The organism is Paraburkholderia sp. SSBN10T (assembly GCF_056619545.1).
Window position 1 is genome coordinate 163,906 of the sequence record NZ_JBWQQI010000009.1, and the last position, 15,202, is coordinate 179,107.

Sequence of the window (15,202 nt, forward strand, 5' to 3'; positions counted from 1 at the left end):
TCGGCAAACCAATCGTCGCGCTAATCGCCTGAAGCCGTCGTTGACGGCGTCTCGGTCGACACTGAGAGCACCTTGATCGACTCCCAGTGCGGATGCAGCAGCCGAAGCACAGCGAGGATCGCGCTGTTGGTATTCTCCGACGCGGTTACAAGGTCGCTTCCTGTTTTAACCCCTCTCTTGCCGTGCTGGCAATACTGATATTCGACGCGAACCGTGACTGACATGATGACAATTTCCTTCCAAGACTAATGTTTGGTGATTGATCGAGCCGGCGAGAACCAACGCCTTGTGGAGCCACTCGATTACAACATGACGTTCGACCTGAGCAAAAAAACTTGCGGGCTCAAGCCCCCTTTCCCTGAAGCGGATCTCGTTGCCGGGACAATAGAATGCCTTCACCCGATCCCGGCTCGGCGTGATGGACGAATCCGCAATCCAGCAGGATCTGGCAGAAGGCCTCGGGAGAGCAAGGCGCTCCCGCTACTTCACTCATGCGGGCAAGCACGTCAGAGAACGAAGCAAGCACGCGCCAACTGTCGAAGTAGGCGTGCAATTGCGGTACGACCTCATTACCCAGATTTTCCCAACGGATGGAAAGCAGACCGACCGTTCCGCCGCCCTCCACCCGGTAGAGACCGAAGGTTACGGCCGCGACGACGCCCATCACCCTGCAATAGGAGGGACTGTTCGTATAGAACTCGCGCCTGAGTGGCTCATTGCTGTTCATGGTCTCTCCCCTGAGTTTTCATGGTTGCAACGCCTATAACGGCTTGTCGACGCCGATCCTTGAGCCTTGCGCGATCAACCGTCTGATGAGGCTTCCGCCAAGCGGCTCACGCGAACCGTCGCGACGCTCGCAATGGGGCAGATGCTTACAAAGCGTAGCGACGCCGGCTGATTTCTGACGTTTTCCTTTCGCCTGCGGTGGGCGAGGAGGTTCGGGCGGTCACCGGACAGATCGCGAAACTGGCATTTGCCGATGGGGGAAATCACGTGCGACGATACAACCTAAGCAGACAGCAGCAAGGGTCTAGACCATAAGGAAAGCTAAGTGGAATCAGAACTTGATGTATATGTCAGAAATCAGCGTTCGATTCAGGACGAGCTGGCGCGGCGCGAGGCAGAACATCAAGCGGCGGTGGCCCACGCAGCGCGTGCATTGGTTGGCGGCGCCCAGCCCCTGATTGGCGTGGCGGATGGCGACTCCTGGTTTGACTACCCACTCCCGGTTCTCGACCCCAAGGACGTCCGGGGCAGCCTGACCGACATCGGCGTTCCGCAGCCGATCATTCTTAATCTCGCATACATCGGCGCCGCGACGACCGCTCTACTGGGCGTCGAAAAAAGGCATCGCCTCATTTCTGCACTCAAGAACCCGCTGAATGGACCGATCGATTTCATCATGTTCTCGGGTGGCGGAGACGATCTGGTCGGCAATCAGTTTCGCTTGTGGCTCCGGGATGCCGCCGCGGCGCATGGGGATCCGCGCGGTGGGGTGAATCACGAATTACTCGCCGATATCCTCGGCGTCGTGCTCGCGGCCTACGCAGACCTGGCGCAAATCCGGCAGCAATACGCGCCCCAAGCGCTGCTGCTGGTGCATGCCTATGACTTTGCCGTTCCAACCGGCATTGGCGCATGTCCGTCGGTGGGGCCCTGGTTGAAGCCCTCTCTTGATGACCGGGGATGGACCGCGCTGGCGGATGGCTCGGACATCGTGCGGCAAATTCTGAGCGCGTTCAAGCAGCGTTTGCTGGCGTTTTGCGCGACCGTGCCCGATGCCGTGTTCGTGGAGACGCAAGGAACGCTGGCGGCGAACGAATGGGCGAACGAATTGCATCCAACGCCGGAAGGCTTTCGCCGGATCGCAGAGAAATTCCGCGCGGCCCTGTCGCTCAGGTTTCCTGGACGGATCTGATTACCGATTGACGCGCTACGCCTGCCTATGACGCGCGGGCAGGGTGGCTTCAGTCGGCTACACCGGATTGATTTCATCCTGATTGCGGCGTGTCGTGCGAGGGCCCAGCATCCGTACAGTGACGGCTACAGTGAACAGCGCCGCAGCAATGATGCCGAACATGGTGCCTGCGCCCTGGCGGCTCAAGATTGGCAGCAGGACGAAGGGTAGAATGCCGCTGACGATACGCGATAACGAGTAGGTGCTGCCGATCGCAGTGGACTTCACGCTAGCCGGAAATATCTCAGACTGATACACATGGTATGCATTGCTGAAGACATTCGACGCGCAGGTTGTCATAAAACCGAAGCACACGATCAGCGCCGAGTTGTTCGAATAGGCGAAACATAGCCCGAAGACAGCGATTGTCAGAATCGACCAGATCACGAGCGTCCGGCGTTCGATCCAGTTCAGCAAAGGAATGGAAAGCAGCGATCCGACGGGATACCCAAGGAACGACAGCGCAATAAACAGCGTCCCGTCAGTGACGTCATAGCCACGGCTTTTTACCACCGTACTGGCTAGCGTGCCGAACCCGTAATAACCGAATCCTTGCAACAGATGGAAGATGGTCAGCATCAGATAACGCTTGCCGTAGGGTGCGCGCCGTAGCAACGCGATTCGCTCATGCAGCCGCATCGGGCGTTGGTGCGCAATCGCTTCTGGCGCGATGTTCGAGATCTTCACCCCCGCACTTTCGGCAAAGCGCCGCAACATGGCATGAGCCTCTTCGACGCGTCCCTGCGCCAGAAGCCAGCGCGGGCTTTCGGGCAACTTGTGCTGCACGATCAGCACCATCACGGCGCCGAGACTGCCGATCGCCAGAATGATTCGCCAGCCCGCCACGATGCCGAAGTGCATCGGGTTTAGCCATAGCGCCAGGAATCCCACCAGCGGCACGGCCACATATGAAGTGGTATAGGCCCACGCGGCGAGCCGGCCGCGGCGTTCCTTGGGCAGGATATCCGACAGGAAGCTATCTGCAACAGGATAGATCGCCCCAACACCGATGCCGGTGAGCACGCGGCAGATCACCAGCATCTCCGCATTCACGGAGAACGCGCCGGCCAGCGAAAAGCCGCTGTACCAAACCAGGTTGAACAGGAACGCTTTGCGCCGGCCGATACGGTCGGCCATGCTGCCCAGAAAAATCGAGCCGAAGAACATGCCGATAAAAGCAGAGGCGAGCAGGAACTTGAAATCGGTGCTGTGCCGGTCGATACCGTATTCGCTCTGTAGTGCCGTGCCAATCGAGCTGACGAGGAAAATCTCGTACATGTCGAAGAACAGGCCAATGCCGATCACCAACACCACGAATCGGTGCAACGACCCCACCGGCATGTTGTCCATCCAGTCGCCGAGTGTGAGGTTCTGCGCAGGCTGCGGATGGCTATCGGTCGACGTGCTCGGGCCGGATGAATGGAACGGCGGCTGGGCAGGCGCATTGCTGCCCAGATCGAGATTGTTCGTGCTCATGGTGTCTCCTGTCGATCGGAGTTGGCGCTTTAGCGCTTATTCCGATCCCATGCAATTTGATTGCTGAATGGATTGGGTCGTACTTTTGTGCCGCCCACGGTTCTGCGCCTGGTGCGGTCCAGTCCGTGCAATCGGTTGCGCAGACTGGGGACTTCGAACGGAACGGGTCGAAATGGAGTGGTTGCGTATGGACGTCCGTCATCGCGACGGCTCGCCAGGCGCACGCGCTATACCGGACTGTGCTCCGGCGCTGCGGGCCGTGCGATTCAATGCAAGAGTTCGGAAATCTCGATCAGGTTGAGATCGGGGTCGCGAATATAGACCGAGCGGATCTTCTGCGTCGCACCGGTGCGCTCGACAGGTCCTTCGATGATCGGCCATTCAACCTGGTTCAGATGCTCGATAACCTCATCTAGAGGAACTGAAGCGATGAAGCACAGATCCAGTGCGCCGGGCACAGGGACGTGTGCCTTGGGTTCGAATTCCGCTCCTCGAACATGAAGATTGATTTTCTGGTTACCGAAGCGGAACGCCAGGCGACCGGCACCGAACGTCTCCAGTTCCATCTGCATGACCTTCGTGTAGAAGTGTTGGGTCGCCTCGGGATCGACACACGTGAGGACTAGATGATCGAGATGGTCAATCAACGGCATGCTCAACTCCTTGTCTGACTTGTGCCTTGCATCGTGAGCCAAATTTGCCGGCGTGATAATCGACGGATTCTCAAGCAGGGTTTCTTGCCGGGAAAGGCTTCGAGGTCGTCGCGCAGAGCGTGATGGTTTACCCGGCTACCTTGCGCTTACCACGTTGCGCGGATTGCCCGCCTGAAACGCGGCGATGTTGTCGACAAGCTGATCGGCAAGCGCTTGCATGGCTTCATCGCTTGCCCACGCTACGTGCGGCGTGAGCAGGAAGCCGGGGTGGCGGAGCACTTCCTGAAACGGGTGGTTGGCCGGCATGGGTTCCTGTGTCACGACATCGAAACCGGCTCCCGAGATCGAGCCCGACTTCAAGGCCGCCACGAGCGCGGCCTCGTTCACGAGACCGCCGCGTGCGGTGTTGATCAGTAACGGCTTGCGCTTCATCTGGAGAAACTCGGGCGTGTCGATCAGGTTTCGCGTAGCGGCCGTGAGCGGGCAATGCAACGAAATGATGTCGCTAGTCTCGAGTACCTCCCGGAATGGCGTGTACAGCGAACCCATGCCATCGCGGCCTTTGTGCGCGGAGAACAGTATGCGCAGTCCGAGGGCGCGGCCGATCTCGGCAACTGCGCGTCCCAACGCACCATCGCCAACAATGCCTAGCGTCGAACCACGCAGGTCCCTGATCGGAAAATCGAAAAAGCAGAACTGGTTTGCTCGCAGCCAACGGCCGTCGCGCACGGCGTCGCGATACGCTACCAGGCTGCGTCGCAAGGCGAAGATCAACGCGAACGTGTGCTCCGGGACGGAGTGCGTGGCGTAGTTCTGGATGTTGCTCACTACAATGCCGTGCTTGCGGCAGGTCTTCAGATCGACGTTGTCGGTTCCCGTCGCCGCAATGGCAATCATCTTCAGATGACTGGCATGGTCGAGGTCCGCCGCGGTCAGGCGAACTTTGTTTGCAATGACGATATCGGCGTCGGCAATTCGCGCGGCAACCGATTCGGACGGCGTCTGCTCGAACATTTCGAGGGAATGCTGGAAAGGCAGCGCCTTGAGGACGGTCTGCGGCGAAATAGTTGCACGGTCGAGAAAGACGACCTTCACGGAAGCGGGGGCGTTTGGCATTGGCGATCGGGAGTTGGACTTAACATGCTTGAGCATGGGTGAGCGGTGCCTCCATTGTGAACAGCGCATGGCTCTACGGCTTTCTCGATCCTCAATGGGACTTTCCACGCGGGAAAGCGAACGATCGACGTCGTGCGTCAAAACGCCACGCAGCGCGCCGGCCACTCTGGATATGTCCGATTCCAGGTGATAGACTTCGGCGCGTTATTGCGCCCAAAAATCATGACCTTCTACAACCGCAAATACCTGACCGCATGGCTTGGCCTGATCGCCATGTGGCTCATCGTATTCGCGCCGATCGTCAGTCAACTGGTCGTCTCCGCGCACGCGCATGAACCCGTCGCCGTGCTCTGCTCTGCCGATCAACCTGGTACTCCGGACCATCCGCCTGTCACTTCGCTAGCCGCCTGCGGTTATTGCGACCTGCTGGCGGATCACATGGCGGTACCGTCGATTCCTCCCGCAGCACTTTCCACCTTCGTGCTCGTCAGCGTGGCCGCCGCGCCGGTGCTGAACACCCGCTTTACGCCGCTTGGCGCCTTCCCTTCCGGACGCCCACGCGACCCGCCTGCTGTTTCCTGATAGTCGTTATTGCTGCTGGCCGTGCCTGTCGATGCGCCTGTTGAAGGCGTGCGCGGCCGCTTGTCCAATGCCTTCAGGAAATTTTCATGTTCAACTTCGCCTGGCGAAGCCGGCCTCTTTGCGTCCGCAAGAGGGCGTGTCATGTTTCGCACTTCACGCTTAGCCTATTGCCGCTTGCCGTCGCTCCATCCTTTGCTCAAGCTGAGAGCCCGGCTAGCGATGTCACGTTGCCCTCGGTCACGATCACCGCTAGCGCACCTGCTCCGGTCGCGCTTGTCGACCCCAATCTCCCCGCGACCGTCGAGACGGTGACGCCCGCGCAGTTCGGGAACTGGAATGTGGTGAATAGCGAGGATGTGCTTCAGTACATGCCGAACCTCGCGGTGCGCAAGCGCTTTATCGGTGATCTGAACTCAATCATTGCCGTTCGGGGTACGAGCAATAGTCAAAGCGCACGCGGACTGGTTTACGCGGACGGCCTGCTGTTAAGCAACCTGCTGGGCAACAGCTATTCGTTTCCACCTGCATGGTCGATGGTCGCGCCTGATGAGATCCAGCAGGTCAGCGTCATCTATGGTCCGTTTTCCGCGGCATATCCGGGCAATTCGCTCGGCGCAACGGTGCTGATTACGACACGCATGCCGACGAAATTTCAGGCCGAGGCGGACATCAAGGGCTTTACCCAGCACTTCAACCTGTTCGGCGTGAACGGCAACTTCAACGGGAGCGAGACGAGTGCCTCGATAGGCGACAGGATCGGCAGTTTCTCGTATCTGCTCGACGTGAACCACCTGGAAAACACCAGCCAGCCGCTGCAGTTCGGGACGCTCGCCAAATCGGCCACACCCGCCAAAGCAGGCGACATTCCGGTGACGGGGGCGTATTTCTACAACAACCAGACCAACACGCAAACCGCTGTGCTCGGCGTGAATGGTGAAGGCATCGAACACTCGATCAACGATCAGTTCAAGCTGAAGCTGCAGTACGACTTCACGCCGACACTGCAAGCCGGCTTCACGCTCGGCTACTGGCATCACAGCTATAACAGCCAGACCTCGACTTTCCTGCGCGATGCCAACGGCAATCCGGTCTACAGCGGCAACGTCAACATCGGCGGCTACGAGTATGCGATTCCCGCGGCCCAGTTTGCGCCCAGCGCGGGCTACAGCGAAAACTGGCTCTACGGTCTCACGCTCAGGACGCACAATGCGACCGGCTGGAACGGCGAAGCGATTGCCTCTTACTACGACGTCGGCAGCAGCGTGGCGCGCACGGCGAGCTTAGGCGCACCGGCCAACGGTCCAGGCACGGTGACGTTCGGAGACGGTACGGGCTGGAAAACGCTCGACCTGAAAACGACCTATACCCCCTCCGTGCGCGAGGCGGGTCTTGCGAATCACGCGCTGACGTTCGGTTACCACTACGACAATTACTTTCTCGACAACACGACCTACAACACGCTCAACTGGAGCGACGGCGCAGGCACCCGGTTCGCAAACGCGTTCGCGGGCAAGACGCAGACCCAGGCGCTCTACGCACAGGATGCCTGGCGTTTCCTGCCGCGCTGGAAGCTGGTTTACGGCGTGCGGTATGAAGACTGGCAAGCCTACGACGGCTCGCAGGCATTGGCCGCTGCCCGCTTGCCCTATCGCGACGTAAGTGACCAGCATTTCTCGCCGAAGGCATCGCTGTCGTTCGACGTTAGCGACGATCTGATCTTGCGGGCGTCGATCGGACGCGCCTACCGGTTCCCGACCGTCAGCGAGCTGTTTCAAGGGCAAATCAACGGCTCGTCGATCGTCAACAACAACCCGAACCTGAGGCCGGAAAACGACCTCTCCAGGGAGCTGACGGCTGAATGGGCGCACTGGAACGGGCTGTTCCGCTTCACGCTGTTCCAGGACGATGTCAAGAACACGATCTTTAGCCAGACCGATACGACAGTGGTGCCGAACGTCACGAACTTCCAGAACATCGGCGAAGTGCGTTCGCGCGGTGTCGAGACGAGCTACGAGGGGCAGGATGTAGGGGTGCGCGGGCTCGATCTGATGACGAGTGTGGCCTATACGCAATCGAAGATTCTCGCCAATGCGCAGAATCCCGCGACCGTGGGCAAATATTTCTACCGCATTCCGCTGTGGCGCGCCGATCTGGTGGCGAGCTACCACCTTGACGAACGCTCGACGCTCACCGCTGGCGTGCACTACTCGGGACGTCAGTACAACACATTGACGAACACGGACACCAATCCGGATGTCTTCGGCGGCACCAGTACGTATACGGTCGCGGATCTGAAATACACGTTCAAGCCTTCCAGACTGAGCGAGATCGGTGTGGGCATCAACAACCTGTTCGATGAGCGGTACTTCGTCTATCACCCCTACCCAGGCCGCACGTTTTACATCGAAGGCAAGTTGCGGATATGAGCGGCCTACGTGATGTCTATCAGGAGAATTGAATGTCCATGACCACGACAAACTCCGTGTCGCCGGCGCGCACTATGGCCGGCTCCGGCTATCGCACCTTATGGCGATGGCACTTCTACGCCGGCCTCTTCGTGATGCCGTTTCTGCTGATTCTGGCGATCACCGGCACGCTCTATTGCTTTCAGCCGCAAATCGAACCGTTGCTGTACCGGGAGCGCCTCGTGGTCGAGCCGCAGACCACGCCGAAGCTGACCGAAGATGCGCTGCTCATTCGCGCACGCAAGGCGATGCCGGAGGGCGCGCGGGCGACGACCGCCAGGATCAACCGGGACCCGGCGCGCAGCGCCGAATTCGTGTTTAGCCTGCCGGGCGGCGAAAAGCAAAGCGTCTATCTGAACCCCTATACAGGCGACGTGCTCGGCACCTTGAGCGTCGAACACCGCTTCATGCAGGTGGACCGGATGCTTCATCGCAAGCTGCTGCTCGGCAAACCGGGCGAACTGCTGATGGAACTGGCAGCCTGCTGGACGCTTGTGATGATCGGCACCGGCATCGCGCTGTGGTGGCCGCGCGAAAGAGGCGCCCTGCGCGCTGCATTGTGGCCGCGCTTTACGCTCAAGGGCCGGGCGCTCTGGAAGAGCGTGCATGCGGCGATGGGTATCTGGCTTGCGCTCGGCGCACTGGCCTTCGTGCTGACCGGGCTGCCGTGGTCGGGTTCGTGGGGAAAGCAGTTCAAGGCACTGGCGACCAGCGCCAATCTTGGTGCGCCGGCCGGCTCGTGGGGTGGCTTGCCGTTGCAATCGACGTTGCCGGGTAGCGAGGCGAAACGGCTTCCTGCGAACGCCGTTCATCACGCCCCGGACATGCAGTCGATGCCCGGCATGACGATGGACGACCTGCCGTTGCCGACCACGCCATGGGCGGTCGGTAACGTTCCTGTGCCTGACTCGCGCAGCGACGAGAGTGAGGGGCGTTTTGCGCTTGGACGCGTGATCGCGCTGGTGGGGGCGCTTGGCATCGCGAGCGAATACGAAATCGTGTTGCCCGCCTCCGCAACGGGGGTCTATACGGTCTCCTATTTTCCGCCTGACCCGAAGCAGGAACGCACGCTCTATATCGACCAATATAGCGGTGCCGTGCTTAAGGACATTCGCTACGACGATTATGGCGCGGTGTCGAAGGCCGTTTCCTACGGTACTTCATTGCATATGGGCCGCTATTTCGGCGTCGCTAACCAGATCCTGTGCGCCTTCATTTCGCTAGGTCTCGCGGCCATGGCCGTGACGGGCTGCGCGATGTGGTGGCTACGCCGGCCGGCGCGTTCGCTGGGTGCGCCGGGCCGGGAACGCGCCGCCCCGCCCATGCGTGGGTGGAGAACCGGCCTCGTCGTGCTTGGCATGCTGTTCCCGTTGATGGGCGCAACCATGCTGGTCGTCTGGCTAGCCGATCGAACCTTGTTCGGCCGGGCGGCGCAACGCATGGCTTCCTGAGCGTTCCGGCGGCGCTGGAGAGTAAAGACGAAAAGCATCCCTCTACAGCGTGGTTCGAGCGTCCGTTATTCCCCGATCAGATGCGCGACGATGCCGCGCATCTGAGGATGACGCCGATGCTCAAACAGGTAAATGCCTTGCCACGTGCCCAGGGTCAAGCGCCCATGTTCGACGGGCACGGATAGCTGCACTTGCGTAAGCGCGGTGCGCAAGTGTGCCGGCATGTCGTCCGGTCCCTCCGTGTCGTGCTCGTAGCGGCTGAGGTCCTCGGGCGCCAGCACACCGAAGTAAGTCTCCAGATCGCGCCGTACCGAGGGATCTGCATTCTCCTGAATCAGTAGCGACGCGGAAGTATGGCGGCAAAACAGCGTCAGGATTCCAGTCTGGACCGACTGTTCTTCGACGAACTCGCGCACCTCTGCCGTGAACTCCACGAGCCCGCGCGCGGGCGCCCTGACATGTAAATGACGAATGGCTTGCTGCATGGAATCGACTCCTGCCTGGCCCGCTTCAATGGAAAGACGATCAGATGAGTATGCCATGCTTACAACTTCGTCAGGTACGACCATACGCCACGACCCAAGCAGGAGTCGTGGCGCGAAGTTGCTCAGGAGTACATTCGAGCTGAGATGCGCGACGCGTGCGTCCGGCTGCTTTCGTCTAACGAATCGCGGACGTGCGCAATCGTTTGCGCGATACCCACAAACCCTGAATACCTGCAAAAAAGCCGCGCAAAATGCTGCGCGGTACTGAACTTTGCACGTTGCGAGCCGATAACCAGTCAAGAGGCGGGAGCGTTCGATCGGTGTCATGACCGACATCAGCGCGCTGTGCCCGGAAATCGAACCCGGAGAACAAGTTGATGGCAGCAGATCTGCGCGTAATGGATGAACGTACGAGCCTGACCAGCTCGAACAAATTCGAGTTGCTGTTGTTTCGCCTTGGATCGGTTCCCGATAGCGATGCCCACGAGCTATATGGGATCAACGTGTTCAAGGTACGCGAAATCTCGACCATGCCGTCCATTACGCCGATTGCCGGCGCCTCGGAGTTCGTGATGGGCGCGGTCGACATTCGCGGGCAGATTATTCCGGTGATCGACCTGCCGCGACTGATGGGTTGCGAGCCGACCCGCGGCCGGAACATTCTGCTGGTGACCGAGTTCGCACGCTCCACGCAGGCGTTTGCGGTGGAGGAAGTGGACGACATCGTGCGGCTCGAATGGAACCAGGTGCTGACCGCCGAAGGTGCGGCTGCCGGCAAGTCGATCACGAGTATTGCGCGGATCGACGGCAACACGGGCGACTCGCGCCTTGCGCAGGTCATCGACGTCGAACAGGTATTGCGTGACGTTTTCCCGTCTCAACACCCGGCTGTCGATCCCAACTCCGTCGGCGCGCACCTTAGTATGCCGGTCGGTGCGAAGATCCTCGCGGCAGATGATTCCGGCTTTGCGCGCAAGCTGATCGAGCAGGCCCTGGAGGCGATCGGCGCCGAGTACATCATGGCGAAAACCGGCGAGGAAGCATGGAACATGCTGCAGCAGATCGCCCAGGACGCACAGACTGAGAAAGTGCGTGCGCGCGACAAGATCGCCCTCGTGCTCACCGACCTCGAGATGCCCGAAATGGATGGCTTTACGCTGACGCGGCACATCAAGGGCGACGCGCGGACCCGCGACATCCCGGTGGTGATTCATTCGTCGCTCACGGGCGCGGCTAACGAAGCGCACGTGAAGAACGCCGGCGCAAACGGTTATATCGCCAAGTTTGCGGCCGGTGAACTGGCGCAGGCGATCCGCCAGGCGCTCGCCAGCCCAAGTGGCGAATTTCAGATGCAGCCTGCCTGACTGTTGACCCGGCCGACTCGCCGCGTCACCTCCTGGTGCCGGGTTGACGCTGCAGACTGCGAAGAAACATCAAACCTGACGGATGCAATCTCCGGCTCCTGAGGAGAAAGAGGGCGTTTGCGATGTTGCAAACGCCCTCTTCACATTCTGGGAACGAAGCTTTCGCTTAAGCAAGGCGGGTGCGGGCGGAGCATCAAGAAGTGAACGACCGTCACATTCCTTTCGCTTGATCGCCGCATACTCCGACCGGCGCCGTTTCGTCCGGCGGCCGGTTTCGATATCCGGCCGTTCCTTTGCCGGGTGCGCACAGATAACCCGGAACCCATACTCCAAAAGCCCGGCACGGAAAAATCGTGCTGCGTAACCGACGCTGCGCTCAAGAACTGTGCCGCGTGCGCCGTTATCACAGAGGTCCTACATTCTCGAGCGGTGTATGGTGAAGCTGAAACCCATTCGCGTATGGCGTTGGAAGGATCGCCGAAGCACCAGCGTGAAAGCCGAACGGCGCTTCGTTGCCAGAGAAGCGGCTCGAAAAGCGATCACGGTCGTTGCGGTCGCATTCATTTTGTCGGCGATTGCCCTTAGCACGTTCCTTGCGCTGCGCCAGACCCGCGAGCAGGATGAGGCATTGCGCACGCTGCATGCGTCGGGCCGTCTGAAGCGGGACCTGGACCAGGTCCAGCAGATGATGCTCGACGAGCACGGCGAACTCTATACACAGATCGAGACGCGGGCCTTCTACAAACGTGAGGCGTTTACCTTTCCGCTAGGCGCGCTGCTCGAACTGACCAGCGACGCGCGCGACGGCTGTCGTCAGAACGCAAACTGCCTCTCCCATCTCGCTGACCTCGACGAGATGATCCATAAGCTGGCCGAGCGAAGCAACGCGCTGGCCGCGCGCGTCGCCCGGCATCCAGGCAGCATTAGCGTCGGCGACCCGGCGCTTAGCGAAATCGATGCTTACTTCTATAGTGTGCTCGAACGCGTCGTGGATGTGCGGATGGGGGCCGACGCCACGGTGGACTCGGTCGTCAGCCAGTCTTCGACCGATTCGAAGTGGGTGTCGAATGCGCTGATGGACTGCGGTTTGACCGCGGCGGTTTTGCTGCTGGGGCTGATTGTCTGGAATGGTCGCATTGCGTGTAGGCTGCGCGTCGCGCTGCGACTCGCGGAGACGGCACGCGAGAAATACCGGCGCTTCTTTGACGAACACCCGCTGCCGATCTGGATCTTCGACGACGCTTCGCTCGATATCGTCGCCGTCAACGGCGCGGCTCAACGGACATATGGATACTCCGAAGAGGAATTGCTCGGCATGTCGTTGCGCGATGTGCGTCCGCCCGACGGTCTGGGGCGTCTCTACGAGGCGGTCGACACGAAGCGCAAGACGGTTGTCGCCGAAACGCAGTCAGTGGGTATCTGGGTGCATAGCACCAAGTCGGGCGAGCTTCGTTCAATGGACGTCCACCACCTGGGCGTCGAATTCGATGGCCGGCCCGCCACCATGTCGGTGATGGTGGACGTCACGGTCGAAGTGGTTGCCCAGGCTGAGCTGTTCAAGTCGAAGCAGACTCTCGAATACATTCTCGACCATATTCCGCAGGGCATTGCGTGGAAGGACGCCCAGCATCGATACGTGGGCGGTAACGAGATCTATGCCCGCGATGCGGGACTGTCATCGCGCTTCGATCTGATCGGCAAGACCGACTGGGACCTGCGGTGGGGCGACGACGCGCGCGTCGTGCAGGAGGAAGACATCCGCGTCATGGCCGGTGAGCTGAGCAAGCGGCACTTCGAGCGCAAGGCGTTTGCCGTGGACGGCTCGCCAGTCTGGATCTCCGAAACCAAGCTGCCGCTGGAGGACCAGAATCGCGCCATCATCGGCGTACTGACCGCCTACGAAAACATCACGGCCCGCCGCAATGCGGAACTGGCGCTGCGCCTGCAGAGCCGGGCGATCGATGCAAGCATCAACGGCCTCGTGATTGCCGAGGTCAAGCAGAACCAGAACATCATCATGTTTGCCAATGCGGCGTTCGAACGGATCACGGGTTATGCGTCGCACGATGTGATCGGTGTGGATTGCGAAGACCTGTTTGCACTGGCCGGTGAAGCGTCCGAATGGGCGGCCGTGCGTCACGCGATGCGCAGCAACACGGAAGCGAACGTCACTTTGCAGTGCACCCGCAAGAACGGCGAGCGCTTCTGGAACAATGTGCTGGTTGCGCCGGTGCGCGACGACAATGGCCAGGTCACTCATCATGTCGGCGTGATGAGCGACGTCACTGCGCTGGTGGAATACCAGACCCGGCTGCAACATCAGGCTCGCTACGACGCGCTGACCGAGTTGCCGAATCGCAACCTGCTCGACGAGCGTCTGGCGGAATCCATCGGACGCGCCGCGCAAACCGGTGGCCAGGTCGCGGTGCTGTTCCTCGATCTCGACCGTTTCAAGGAGGTCAACGATTCGCTCGGTCATCGCGTTGGCGACGCATTGCTGACCCGTGTGGCCAAGCGCCTGCAGCGCCTCGTGCGGGCGACCGATCTGGTGGCCCGCTATGGCGGGGACGAATTCATCATCGTCGCCGAGCGCACCGACGGCGCACAGCTCATCCCGATGCTCGACCGGCTGATCGTGGCGATGCGCGAGCCGTTCCATGTCAGCGGACAGGAACTCTACGTCGAGGCCAGCATCGGCATCAGCACCTATCCGCAGGACGGCCGCGATGCCGATACCCTGATCCGCAATGCCGACGCCGCCATGTACCTGGCGAAGTCGCGCGGACGCAACGGCTACCAGTTCTACCGGCCTGAACTGAACCGCGCGGCCGCGCAGAAATTGCAGCTATCGACCAAACTCAAGCGAGCCGTCAAGGCACAGGCGCTGGCCGTTGCGTATCAACCGCAAATCGACATGCAGACCGGGCACGTGGTTGGCGCGGAGGCGCTGTTGCGTTGGCACGATCCCGAGCTTGGCGCCGTGTCGCCCGCGGCCTTCATTCCGATCGCCGAGGAAACCGGCCTGATCAAGGGGATCGGCGAATGGGTCTTGCGCACCGCGTGCCGGCAGGCGAGAGCGTGGCGAGATGCGGGGCTGCCGCCGATTCGCGTGTCGGTCAACGTCTCGCCGCTGCAACTGGAGCACTCCGATCTGGTGAAAGTGGTGCGCTCCGCACTGGCCGAGGCCGATTGGCCAGCCGAGATGCTCGAACTCGAAGTGACGGAAGGCGCCCTCATGCGCAACGCGGATGATGCCGCGCGCGTGCTGCACGATCTGCGTGGGCTAGGCGTCAAAATCGCCATCGACGACTTCGGCACCGGATATTCGAGCCTCAGTTATCTGCAGCGTTTCAGTATCGACCGTATCAAGATCGACCGCGCGTTCGTTCAGCAGATTGGCCGCGACGACGGGTACGAGGCGCTGACGCTCGCAGTCATTGCGATCGCCAACGCGCTGAAGTTCGACGTGATTGCGGAAGGCGTCGAGTTCGATAGCCATCGGCACTTTCTGATCGAACATGGGTGTATCGAGGGACAAGGCTTTCTGTATAGCCCGGCGGTTTCCGGCGAGGATATTGCCGACATACTGCGTGCCACGGGCAGCAAGATCCGGCAGGCGATCGCTTCGGAGTAGGCCTTGTAACGTTCGGCTG

The 15,202-nt window shown here is 60.5% G+C and carries 12 protein-coding genes; 6 read left to right on the forward strand and 6 right to left on the reverse strand.

The annotated features are described in order from the left end of the window. Positions 1–20: 20 nt before the first annotated feature. Positions 21–224: a hypothetical protein gene (locus AC1ECK_RS16405; protein ID WP_480320912.1), complete on the reverse strand. Its 204-nt coding sequence runs from the start codon at positions 222–224 to the stop codon at positions 21–23. A gap of 119 nt (positions 225–343) precedes the next feature. After that, entirely contained in the window at positions 344–727 is a 384-nt protein-coding gene (locus tag AC1ECK_RS16410; protein WP_480320913.1) for a hypothetical protein, read from the reverse strand. 324 nt (positions 728–1,051) lie between these two features. On the opposite strand from AC1ECK_RS16410, the gene AC1ECK_RS16415 reads away from it, so the two are divergent. Then, positions 1,052–1,918 (forward strand): SGNH/GDSL hydrolase family protein, encoded by an 867-nt coding sequence (locus AC1ECK_RS16415; protein ID WP_480320915.1) that lies wholly within the window; start codon positions 1,052–1,054, stop codon positions 1,916–1,918. Between the two features lie 57 nt (positions 1,919–1,975). Here AC1ECK_RS16415 and AC1ECK_RS16420 read toward each other — a convergent pair whose 3' ends face one another. The 3 genes from AC1ECK_RS16420 to AC1ECK_RS16430 form a co-directional block, all read right to left on the reverse strand. Further along, on the reverse strand, positions 1,976–3,433 hold the full coding sequence (locus AC1ECK_RS16420) for an MFS transporter (RefSeq protein WP_480320917.1): 1,458 nt from the start codon (positions 3,431–3,433) through the stop codon (positions 1,976–1,978). Between the two features lie 266 nt (positions 3,434–3,699). Further along, on the reverse strand, positions 3,700–4,086 hold the full coding sequence (locus AC1ECK_RS16425; protein WP_480320919.1) for a VOC family protein: 387 nt from the start codon (positions 4,084–4,086) through the stop codon (positions 3,700–3,702). A 135-nt stretch (positions 4,087–4,221) separates the two neighbouring features. Then, the gene (locus tag AC1ECK_RS16430) at positions 4,222–5,202 is read right to left on the reverse strand and encodes a D-2-hydroxyacid dehydrogenase (RefSeq protein ID WP_480321073.1); all 981 of its coding nucleotides are present in this window, start codon (positions 5,200–5,202) and stop codon (positions 4,222–4,224) included. Positions 5,203–5,424: 222 nt separating this feature from the next. Here AC1ECK_RS16430 and AC1ECK_RS16435 point away from each other — a divergent pair, with 222 nt between their 5' ends. From AC1ECK_RS16435 to AC1ECK_RS16445, 3 genes are all read left to right on the forward strand, one after another. After that, positions 5,425–5,784, forward strand: a complete 360-nt coding sequence (locus AC1ECK_RS16435) for a DUF2946 domain-containing protein (protein WP_480320921.1) — start codon at positions 5,425–5,427, stop codon at positions 5,782–5,784. A gap of 86 nt (positions 5,785–5,870) precedes the next feature. After that, complete coding sequence (locus AC1ECK_RS16440; RefSeq protein ID WP_480320923.1) at positions 5,871–8,210, forward strand: TonB-dependent receptor; 2,340 nt, start codon at positions 5,871–5,873, stop codon at positions 8,208–8,210. Between the two features lie 32 nt (positions 8,211–8,242). After that, complete coding sequence (locus tag AC1ECK_RS16445) at positions 8,243–9,700, forward strand: PepSY-associated TM helix domain-containing protein (protein ID WP_480320925.1); 1,458 nt, start codon at positions 8,243–8,245, stop codon at positions 9,698–9,700. A 65-nt stretch (positions 9,701–9,765) separates the two neighbouring features. Here AC1ECK_RS16445 and AC1ECK_RS16450 read toward each other — a convergent pair whose 3' ends face one another. Then, positions 9,766–10,185 (reverse strand): secondary thiamine-phosphate synthase enzyme YjbQ, encoded by a 420-nt coding sequence (locus AC1ECK_RS16450; RefSeq protein ID WP_480320927.1) that lies wholly within the window; start codon positions 10,183–10,185, stop codon positions 9,766–9,768. 377 nt (positions 10,186–10,562) lie between these two features. Here AC1ECK_RS16450 and AC1ECK_RS16455 point away from each other — a divergent pair, with 377 nt between their 5' ends. Both AC1ECK_RS16455 and AC1ECK_RS16460 read left to right on the forward strand, forming a co-directional pair. Beyond that, entirely contained in the window at positions 10,563–11,549 is a 987-nt protein-coding gene (locus tag AC1ECK_RS16455; RefSeq protein ID WP_480320929.1) for a chemotaxis protein CheW, read from the forward strand. 433 nt (positions 11,550–11,982) lie between these two features. Then, positions 11,983–15,183 carry a sensor domain-containing protein gene (locus AC1ECK_RS16460; RefSeq protein ID WP_480320931.1) on the forward strand — a complete coding sequence of 1,067 codons (3,201 nt, stop codon included), beginning with the start codon at positions 11,983–11,985 and terminating at the stop codon, positions 15,181–15,183. Positions 15,184–15,202: the final 19 nt, after the last annotated feature.

Excerpts from the sequence above, each read along its gene's own strand:
- AC1ECK_RS16405 (WP_480320912.1), bottom strand. The coding sequence starts at position 224 with ATGTCAGTCACGGTTCGCGTCGAATATCAGTATTGCCAGCACGGCAAG.
- AC1ECK_RS16410 (WP_480320913.1), bottom strand. The coding sequence starts at position 727 with ATGAACAGCAATGAGCCACTCAGGCGCGAGTTCTATACGAACAGTCCC.
- AC1ECK_RS16420 (WP_480320917.1), bottom strand. The coding sequence starts at position 3,433 with ATGAGCACGAACAATCTCGATCTGGGCAGCAATGCGCCTGCCCAGCCG.
- AC1ECK_RS16425 (WP_480320919.1), bottom strand. The coding sequence starts at position 4,086 with ATGCCGTTGATTGACCATCTCGATCATCTAGTCCTCACGTGTGTCGAT.
- AC1ECK_RS16430 (WP_480321073.1), bottom strand. The coding sequence starts at position 5,202 with ATGCCAAACGCCCCCGCTTCCGTGAAGGTCGTCTTTCTCGACCGTGCA.
- AC1ECK_RS16435 (WP_480320921.1), top strand. The coding sequence starts at position 5,425 with ATGACCTTCTACAACCGCAAATACCTGACCGCATGGCTTGGCCTGATC.
- AC1ECK_RS16440 (WP_480320923.1), top strand. The coding sequence starts at position 5,871 with ATGTTCAACTTCGCCTGGCGAAGCCGGCCTCTTTGCGTCCGCAAGAGG.
- AC1ECK_RS16445 (WP_480320925.1), top strand. The coding sequence starts at position 8,243 with ATGTCCATGACCACGACAAACTCCGTGTCGCCGGCGCGCACTATGGCC.
- AC1ECK_RS16450 (WP_480320927.1), bottom strand. The coding sequence starts at position 10,185 with ATGCAGCAAGCCATTCGTCATTTACATGTCAGGGCGCCCGCGCGCGGG.
- AC1ECK_RS16455 (WP_480320929.1), top strand. The coding sequence starts at position 10,563 with ATGGCAGCAGATCTGCGCGTAATGGATGAACGTACGAGCCTGACCAGC.
- AC1ECK_RS16460 (WP_480320931.1), top strand. The coding sequence starts at position 11,983 with ATGGTGAAGCTGAAACCCATTCGCGTATGGCGTTGGAAGGATCGCCGA.